The sequence below is a fragment of the Methylocystis sp. genome, assembly GCF_021731785.1.
GTDB lineage: Bacteria > Pseudomonadota > Alphaproteobacteria > Rhizobiales > Beijerinckiaceae > Methylocystis.
This window is the reverse complement of record NZ_JAKFWS010000024.1, coordinates 52,922-59,827: the sequence shown is the minus strand read 5'-3', so window position 1 is coordinate 59,827 and position 6,906 is coordinate 52,922. Positions and strand designations below refer to the sequence as shown.

General features: G+C 62.7%; 8 protein-coding genes and 1 pseudogene. 3 read left to right on the top strand and 6 right to left on the bottom strand.

The window, feature by feature from the left end; all coding sequences use genetic code 11:
* Positions 1 to 146 precede the first annotated feature (146 nt).
* The 5 genes from QZ964_RS05395 to QZ964_RS05375 all read right to left on the bottom strand — a co-directional run bounded on the left by QZ964_RS05395 (position 147) and on the right by QZ964_RS05375 (position 4,024).
* The gene (locus tag QZ964_RS05395) at positions 147 to 1,256 is read right to left on the bottom strand and encodes a GTP-binding protein (protein ID WP_292529657.1); all 1,110 of its coding nucleotides are present in this window, start codon (positions 1,254 to 1,256) and stop codon (positions 147 to 149) included.
* Between the two features lie 61 nt (positions 1,257 to 1,317).
* Positions 1,318 to 2,193, bottom strand: coding sequence for a metal ABC transporter substrate-binding protein (locus QZ964_RS05390; RefSeq protein WP_292529654.1), 876 nt, complete (start codon positions 2,191 to 2,193; stop codon positions 1,318 to 1,320).
* A 4-nt stretch (positions 2,194 to 2,197) separates the two neighbouring features.
* On the bottom strand, positions 2,198 to 3,067 hold the full coding sequence (locus QZ964_RS05385; protein ID WP_292529652.1) for a metal ABC transporter permease: 870 nt from the start codon (positions 3,065 to 3,067) through the stop codon (positions 2,198 to 2,200).
* Positions 3,057 to 3,842 (bottom strand): metal ABC transporter ATP-binding protein, encoded by a 786-nt coding sequence (locus QZ964_RS05380; protein WP_292529650.1) that lies wholly within the window; start codon positions 3,840 to 3,842, stop codon positions 3,057 to 3,059. The genes QZ964_RS05385 and QZ964_RS05380 overlap by 11 nt, the downstream gene beginning before the upstream one ends.
* Positions 3,839 to 4,024 carry a hypothetical protein gene (locus QZ964_RS05375; protein ID WP_292529647.1) on the bottom strand — a complete coding sequence of 62 codons (186 nt, stop codon included), beginning with the start codon at positions 4,022 to 4,024 and terminating at the stop codon, positions 3,839 to 3,841. Before QZ964_RS05375 ends, QZ964_RS05380 begins: the two co-directional genes overlap by 4 nt.
* 251 nt (positions 4,025 to 4,275) lie before the next feature.
* Here QZ964_RS05375 and rpsU point away from each other — a divergent pair.
* Positions 4,276 to 4,500, top strand: a pseudogene (gene rpsU / locus QZ964_RS05370) (30S ribosomal protein S21); the annotation flags it as partial.
* Positions 4,501 to 4,614: 114 nt separating this feature from the next.
* Complete coding sequence (locus tag QZ964_RS05365) at positions 4,615 to 5,490, top strand: tetratricopeptide repeat protein (protein WP_292529644.1); 876 nt, start codon at positions 4,615 to 4,617, stop codon at positions 5,488 to 5,490.
* A 5-nt stretch (positions 5,491 to 5,495) separates the two neighbouring features.
* Here QZ964_RS05365 and QZ964_RS05360 read toward each other — a convergent pair whose 3' ends face one another.
* Positions 5,496 to 6,185 (bottom strand): TerC family protein, encoded by a 690-nt coding sequence (locus QZ964_RS05360; protein WP_292529641.1) that lies wholly within the window; start codon positions 6,183 to 6,185, stop codon positions 5,496 to 5,498.
* Positions 6,186 to 6,431: 246 nt separating this feature from the next.
* Between QZ964_RS05360 and QZ964_RS05355 the strand changes: the two genes are divergently transcribed.
* Complete coding sequence (locus tag QZ964_RS05355; RefSeq protein WP_292529639.1) at positions 6,432 to 6,839, top strand: PRC-barrel domain-containing protein; 408 nt, start codon at positions 6,432 to 6,434, stop codon at positions 6,837 to 6,839.
* The last annotated feature ends 67 nt before the right edge of the window (positions 6,840 to 6,906 follow it).

Below are 6,906 nucleotides of genomic sequence, written 5' to 3'. Positions count from 1 at the left end.
AATCCTACGATGATATCGTCGATCACTGCTGTGATGCGTGGAACAGCCTCGTCGAACAACCCTGGCGCATAATGTCCATCGGGCTGCGCGAATGGGCCTATCGGTTCTAATCAACGCGGGTTGGTATAAGCCATCGCCCGTTCGGCCTAAACCACGCCAAGGACGACCTTTTCGAAGCCCTCGCGGATCTCCTGCTCCTTGAGCTTCCTGCCGATGAAGACGAGGCGCGCCTCGCGCTTCTCGCCTTCCTTCCATTCTCGTTGCAGATCGCCGTCGAGGATTTGATGAACGCCCTGGAAAACGAACCGCCGCGGCTCGTTGCTGAAGGCGATGATTCCCTTGCTGCGCAGAATGTCCGGCCCCTCGCGCTGAATGAGGTCATTGAGCCAGGGGACAAAGCGCTCAGGGTCGACCGCGCCCTCGTGGCGAATTGAAACGGAATGCATCTCGTCATCATGGAAATGCGTCATCCCGGCGTGATGCGCGTGATGATTCTTATGCGCTTGATGCTCATCATCATGATGGCCATGATGATGGTCGTGGCCGCAATCGGGACCGCATTCATGCTCATGCTCGTGATGCGCGTGGTCGTGATCGTGGCCATCTTCTTCAGCGTCGAGGAAGGCCGGCTCGATTTCGAGAATGCGATCGAGGTCGAAGGCGTTGCGCTCCAAGACCGCCTGCAGGGGAACATCCGATCTCACCGCGCGATGCAGCGCGGCGTAAGGATTGATCGCGCGGATACGGCCTTCGACTTCGGCGAGTTCGTCGTTTGAAACGAGGTCGGTCTTGTTAAGGACGATCACGTCGGCAAAGGCGATCTGACTCTTGGCTTCAGGCGCATCCTTCAGCCGCTCGCCGAGCCATTTGGCGTCGGCGACCGTCACTACCGCGTCGAGCCGCGCCGCCTCCTTGACGTCGGCGTCCATGAAGAAGGTCTGCGCAACCGGGGCAGGATTGGCGAGGCCGGTCGTCTCGACGACGATCGCGTCGAACTTGCCGCGACGGCGCATCAGCCCCTCGAAAATGCGAATGAGATCGCCGCGCACGGTGCAGCAGATGCAGCCGTTGTTCATCTCGAAGACTTCTTCGTCGGCGCCGACCACGAGATCGTTGTCGATGCCGATCTCGCCGAACTCGTTGACGATGACGGCATAGCGCCGTCCATGATTCTCAGTGAGAATGCGATTGAGGAGCGTCGTCTTGCCGGCGCCGAGATAGCCGGTGATGACGGTGACGGGGATTTTGTCGGTCATTTTTTCTCCTGCGGAGAAGCCAGTCGGCAGTCGGCAGTCGGAACGCGGGCACGACTGCCCCTCACGGCGCGAGGGCTTTGGCGAGTTGTTTCACATTATGGCGCATCATGTCGATATAGGTTGCGCCATCGCCCTTCGCGTCGGACAGCGCATCGGAATAGAGCACGCCGCCCATGCGGGCGCCGGTCTCGCTGGCGATCCTCTTGGCGAGGCGCGGATCGGCGATATTTTCGATGAAGACCGCGGCAACCTTATGCGTCTTAACGGCGTCGATGATTTTTGCGACGTCACGCGCGCTGACGTCGGCTTCCGTTGACATGCCTTGCGGCGCCAGGAATTCGATGCCGTAGCGCGCGGCGAAATATTCGAAGGCGTCATGGGTCGAAACCACTCGGCGGCGCTCTTTCGGGATGGCGGCGATCGCCTGCTGAATTTCGGCGTCGAGCGCGTCAAGCTTCGCGAGATAGGAATCGGCATTCGCCTTATACGTCGCGGCGCCCTCGGGGTCGGCGGCAATTAGCGCTTCCCGGATCGCCTCGACATAGACCTTTGCGTTGGCGACGTCCTGCCAGGCGTGCGGATCTTCGCCCTCTTCGTCCTTGCGCGCCGTTATCCCCTTGCCAAGCGTGACGACGTCGCCCTTGCTCTTTGTCGCGGCGATCAGACGTTCGAGCCAGCCCTCAAAGCCGAGGCCATTGACGAAAATGAGCCGGGCTTGGGCGATGCTGCGGCCGTCCGCGGGACTGGGCTCATACACGTGAGCGTCGCCGTCCGGACCGACGATTGTGGTGACGGATACACGGTCGCCGCCAACCTGCCGCACAAAATCGCCGATGATCGAAAAGCTGGCGACGACAGGAATTTTGCGCGCCTCCGCCTTCGCTGGCGCGATGATAGCAGCGAGGGAAAGCGCAATCGCGCGGCGGCGTGTGAACATTGCTCTATCCTTCGAGATGCCGGCGCGGCCGCTTTAACCGCAGCACTCCGCCGGCGCGGCCGAAAATCATTGAGATCAAATAGACGACGCCCGCGGCGAGAATTATGGCGGGTCCAGTCGGCGCGCTAGTCTCGTTAGAAAAGACGAGACCGCCGTAGCCGCAAAGGGCGCCAATCGTCGCGGCGAGTGGCAAGGCGACGGCGAGATCGCGCGTCCACAATCGCGCCGCGGCGGCGGGAAGCATCATCACGCCGACGGCCATCAGCGTGCCAAGCGCTTGAAAACCTGCGACGAGATTGAGCACCACAAGGGCAAGGAAGAGGAAGGGCGTGAATTCGCCGAAGGCGCTGGTCTGGCGCAGAAACAGCGGGTCGAGCGTGTCCATCACCAGCGCCCGATAGAAGAGCGCTATCAGGACGAGCGTTACGGTTGAGACGCCGACGAGCATCAGCAGCGCGGCGTCGTCGAGGCCGACGACCGAGCCGAACAGCACGTGAAGCAGATCGACGTTCGAGCCGCGCAGCGACACGAGAGTCACGCCGAGCGCCAGCGAGACGAGATAAAAGGCTGCGAGCGAAGCGTCCTCGCGCAGCGTGGTGAATCGCGAGGCCGCGCCGGCGGCGAGCGCGACGACGAGGCCGGCGACGAGACCGCCAATGGTCATCGCCGGCAAGGACAGGCCGGCGACGAGATAGCCGACGGCGGCGCCGGGCAGGATCGCATGGGACAGAGCGTCGCCGGCAAGCGACATGCGCCGAAGGATCAGGAACACGCCGAGCGGGGCGCCCGAAACGGCGAGCGCGAGGGAGCCAACGAGCGCCCGTCGCATGAATTCATAATCGGCGAAGGGCGTGACGAAGACGTCAATGAACATGGAGCTTAGCTTTGGCGTCAAACTCGTCGCGCAGACATTCGCGCGCGCGTTCGTCAAAGGCTTCCGACATGGCGCGGGCTTGGACGAGATTTTTTTGGCAAAGGGCGTCGCGCGTGTCGCCCCAAAAGATGCATTCGCGCGCGAGCAGCAGCGTGCGCGGAAACGCCCGGCGAACGATGTCCAGTTCATGCAGTACGGCGACGACGGTACGCCCCTCGGCGCGCCAACGTGCGATCAGCGCCAGCAGATCGTCGATCGTGGCTTCGTCGATCGCGCCGAAAGGCTCGTCGAGAAGAACAATCGGCTGATCCTGCACGATAAGTCGGGCGAACAGCGCCCGCTGCATCTGTCCGCCGGACAGCGTTTCCAATGTTCGCGATTCAAAACCGACAAGCCCGACCGTTTCGATCGCAGCGGCGACGCGTGCGCGCTCGGCTGTGTTCAGCGCCGCCCAAAGGCCGATACGCGCCAAAGCGCCCATCGCCACGAAATCCCGCACGTCGATCGGGAAAGCGCGGTCAATGTCGACGACCTGCGGCAGATAGGCGGCGGCGCGAGGCGACGCGCCGACAAAATCGATGGCGCCGCCAAGCGGCGCGAGAAGTCCGGCGAGTCCTTTGAGCAGCGTCGACTTACCCGCGCCGTTCGGGCCGCAGACCGCGAGGCCTTCTCCGGGCGCGATCTCGCCTTCGAGGTGATGAACCGCCGGGCGGCGATCATAGCCGAGGGTGAGATTGAGGAGCCGGATTGCCGGCGCGGCCGCGGCCGCGTTCAATGCAGCGCCCAATAGACGGCGGCGCAAAGAGCTGCAAGCAGCGGCGCCGCGACGCTTAGGCGTGCGCCGGCGGAGGCGCCGAGCGCCGAAAGCCGGGTCTCGGGGACACGCCCGGCTGCGCCGGGAGCGTCGGCGTGCGCATGGTGGGGCAGGGCGCGTTCGTGCGTCGTCGTGTCGAGCATGGCCAATGTTATATTGTAACGCTACCTTTGAACAAGTCGGCCGCTGCGCTTTCTAGGCGTCCACCGGCACCTCGTTGCGCTGCGCCAGTATAGGTTGAGGCGCGTTCGCGGCAATTGGCCGTGGACAGGGAAGGGCGACTCTGTTATCTGCAGCCGCACGGGTCAGGCGCTCCGTCAGCGCCCGGCGACCTATTCCCAATTCGACCGCTTGCCGACGATTCGTCGCAGCGCGCCAAACACAGGATGGATACGTGCAAGTTCTCGTTCGCGACAACAATGTCGATCAGGCTCTCAAAGCTCTGAAAAAGAAGATGCAACGTGAGGGCATCTTCCGCGAAATGAAACTGCGCGGCCATTATGAAAAACCATCCGAGAAGCGCGCGCGCGAGAAGGCCGAGGCGGTCCGCCGCGCCCGCAAGCTTGCGCGCAAGAAACTCCAGCGCGAAGGCCTGCTGCCGGTAAAGGCCAAGCCAGTCGGCCGCTGAGCCAGGCTCTTGTCGAATTCTCGCCGGATTGCGGGCGCTTTTTTTGAGAACAGCCCGACGAAGAGACTGCGAGACGGCGTTTACGGCTTGGGAGGTTCGGAAGGCATGGTCTTTTGCCGTGCGGCGGCTGTGCGCCGCCAAGCTTCGCCCCTATCCCGTCAGGCCCTGACGCGCAGCGTCGCGGCGCTCGCCATCCTCGCTTTGGCGGGCTGTGAAACCGCGAGCGGCATTCGGCCGCCGGGCCGCGGCATCGCCGAAATCGCCGACACCGACCCCAGGTCAGCCTCGGCCAATATTGATTCGCTCAGCGAAGTGATTCGCCGCAATCCATCGAGCGCCGAGGCCTACAATACGCGCGGCGTCGCTTACGCCAGAGTCGGTCGATTCCAGGAGGCGGTCGGCGACTTTACGCAGGCGATCAAGCTCGAGCCCAACAATGCGCCGGCCTATACCAATCGCGCGCTGGCGCTTCGTCAAATGGGGCAGAGCGAGGCCGCCCGCGCTGACTTCGACCGCGCCATCGAAGCCAATCCCAAACATGCGCCGGCTTACGTCGGTCGCGCCAATTTGCTGCGCGCGCAGGGCAATCTCGATCAGGCGCTTGCCGATCTCGACCAGGCCATCCGACTTAATCCCGAAAGCGCGCAGGCGTTTCACGCGCGGGGACTCATTCACCAGAAACGCGGCGACCACGCCCGCGCCGTGACCGATTTCGACAACGCAATCGATCGCGACCCCTTTGCCGCGGCGCCCTATTTGGCGCGCGGCGAAAGCCTGGTGGCGCTCGGCAAATACGACAAGGCGGTCGAGGACTTCAACGCTGCGCTCAACGTCGACAGCAAGAGCGCGCTCGCCTGGGCCTGGCTCGGCGTCGCTTACGACAAGAGCGGCAATCGGCCGAAGGCGCAGGAGTCCTATCAACGCGCGCTCACCCTCGATCCGCAGCAGCCGATCGCCAGACAGGGCATGGGACGCGGTTAGGTTTGTTAGGCGCGCTGATCCTCGCGCCACTGCCGATAGACCGCGATCGCCAGAGCGACGGCCAGTACGAGGGCGCAGCCACCGATCGACAGCCAAAGTTCAAGCGCGCCATGGTTCGCGACATGAACAAATTTCGGCAGCGCGGGGTCAGCGGCCGCCATGTCGCCGGCAACCCATCCCAAAAGGCCGGCGCCGGCCCAGACCAGCGCCGGAAACCTCTCCAGCACCTTCAGTAGCGCGCCAGCGCCAAACATCACGATCGGCACCGACACGAGCAGTCCGAAGACGATGAGATTGGTCGAGCCGCGCGCCGCAGCGGCAATGGCGATCACATTGTCGAGCGACATGACCGCGTCCGCCATGATGATGGCGCCGACCGCGCTCCAGAGGTTGGGCTTTGCCTTGACGTCCGAATGCTCGGTTTCATCGATCAGCAGTTTGACGGCGATGATCAGCAGCAAAATGGCGCCGACGATTTTCAGATAGGGAATCGCCATAAGCTCGACGATGACGAGCGTGAACGCGATGCGCAGAACGATTCCGCCGAGCGCGCCAAGAAACACTCCCCAACGCCGCTGGCGCACCGGCAGCTGCCTGCATGCGAGCGCGATCAAGATCGCGTTGTCGCCCGAGAGCAGCAGGTTGATCCAGACGATCTCGAAGACTTCCCAACCCGTCGCGAATTCTAGCGGCATGCGCCCTTACCTGCCGGGCGAAGCCCGTTCATTGTGATGGAGACTGGAGCTTTTCAGCTGGAGCGATTGCACGCCATAAGTTTGCATAGCGGCATTTTGCTGAGGAAGAAAGACATCGCTAAGCTTCTTTGGCGCCGGCTTTTTTTCGTAATCAACAGGAACAACGGCCTTCACCGCGTGTTCTGGCGGGAAGCGTCGCACGTTGGACAATGGCGTCACTTAAGTTGCGCGCAGCAGGAGGTTACCATGGGCATGGCACAGCCAAACGCCAACCTGATTTCCAGCGACAAGGTGGAAGGCACCGATGTATATGACGGGTCCGGCAGCAAGATTGGCGAAATTGACCACCTGATGATTGATCGCGTGTCCGGCATGGTGCGCTATGCGGTCATGACGTTCGGCGGCTTTCTCGGCATCGGCGAAGGCGAGCATCCGTTACCCTGGAAGGCGTTCCGCTACGACACCAATCTCGGCGGCTACGTCGCCAATGTGACGGAAGAGCAGTTGCAGAACGCTCCCGAATACGCCGGCGAAGAGAACTGGGCTGATCGCGATTGGGAAACCAGGCTGAACAAGAATTACGGGTCCGCTCCCTATTGGGAGGAGACCAGCACGTCCGCGTCAACGCGTGACGAGTCGGCGCGCGGCTGGTGACATCCGTTGCCTTAGCCGTCGAAAGGCGAAGCCAACTTGGCTTCGCCTTTTTTGCGGCCATATTTCT

Coding starts and splice junctions, on each gene's coding strand:
- QZ964_RS05385 (WP_292529652.1), bottom strand. CDS start 3,067: ATGTTCATTGACGTCTTCGTCACGCCCTTCGCCGATTATGAATTCATG.
- QZ964_RS05365 (WP_292529644.1), top strand. CDS start 4,615: ATGGTCTTTTGCCGTGCGGCGGCTGTGCGCCGCCAAGCTTCGCCCCTA.
- QZ964_RS05395 (WP_292529657.1), bottom strand. CDS start 1,256: ATGACCGACAAAATCCCCGTCACCGTCATCACCGGCTATCTCGGCGCC.
- QZ964_RS05390 (WP_292529654.1), bottom strand. CDS start 2,193: ATGTTCACACGCCGCCGCGCGATTGCGCTTTCCCTCGCTGCTATCATC.
- QZ964_RS05360 (WP_292529641.1), bottom strand. CDS start 6,185: ATGCCGCTAGAATTCGCGACGGGTTGGGAAGTCTTCGAGATCGTCTGG.
- QZ964_RS05355 (WP_292529639.1), top strand. CDS start 6,432: ATGGGCATGGCACAGCCAAACGCCAACCTGATTTCCAGCGACAAGGTG.
- QZ964_RS05375 (WP_292529647.1), bottom strand. CDS start 4,024: ATGCTCGACACGACGACGCACGAACGCGCCCTGCCCCACCATGCGCAC.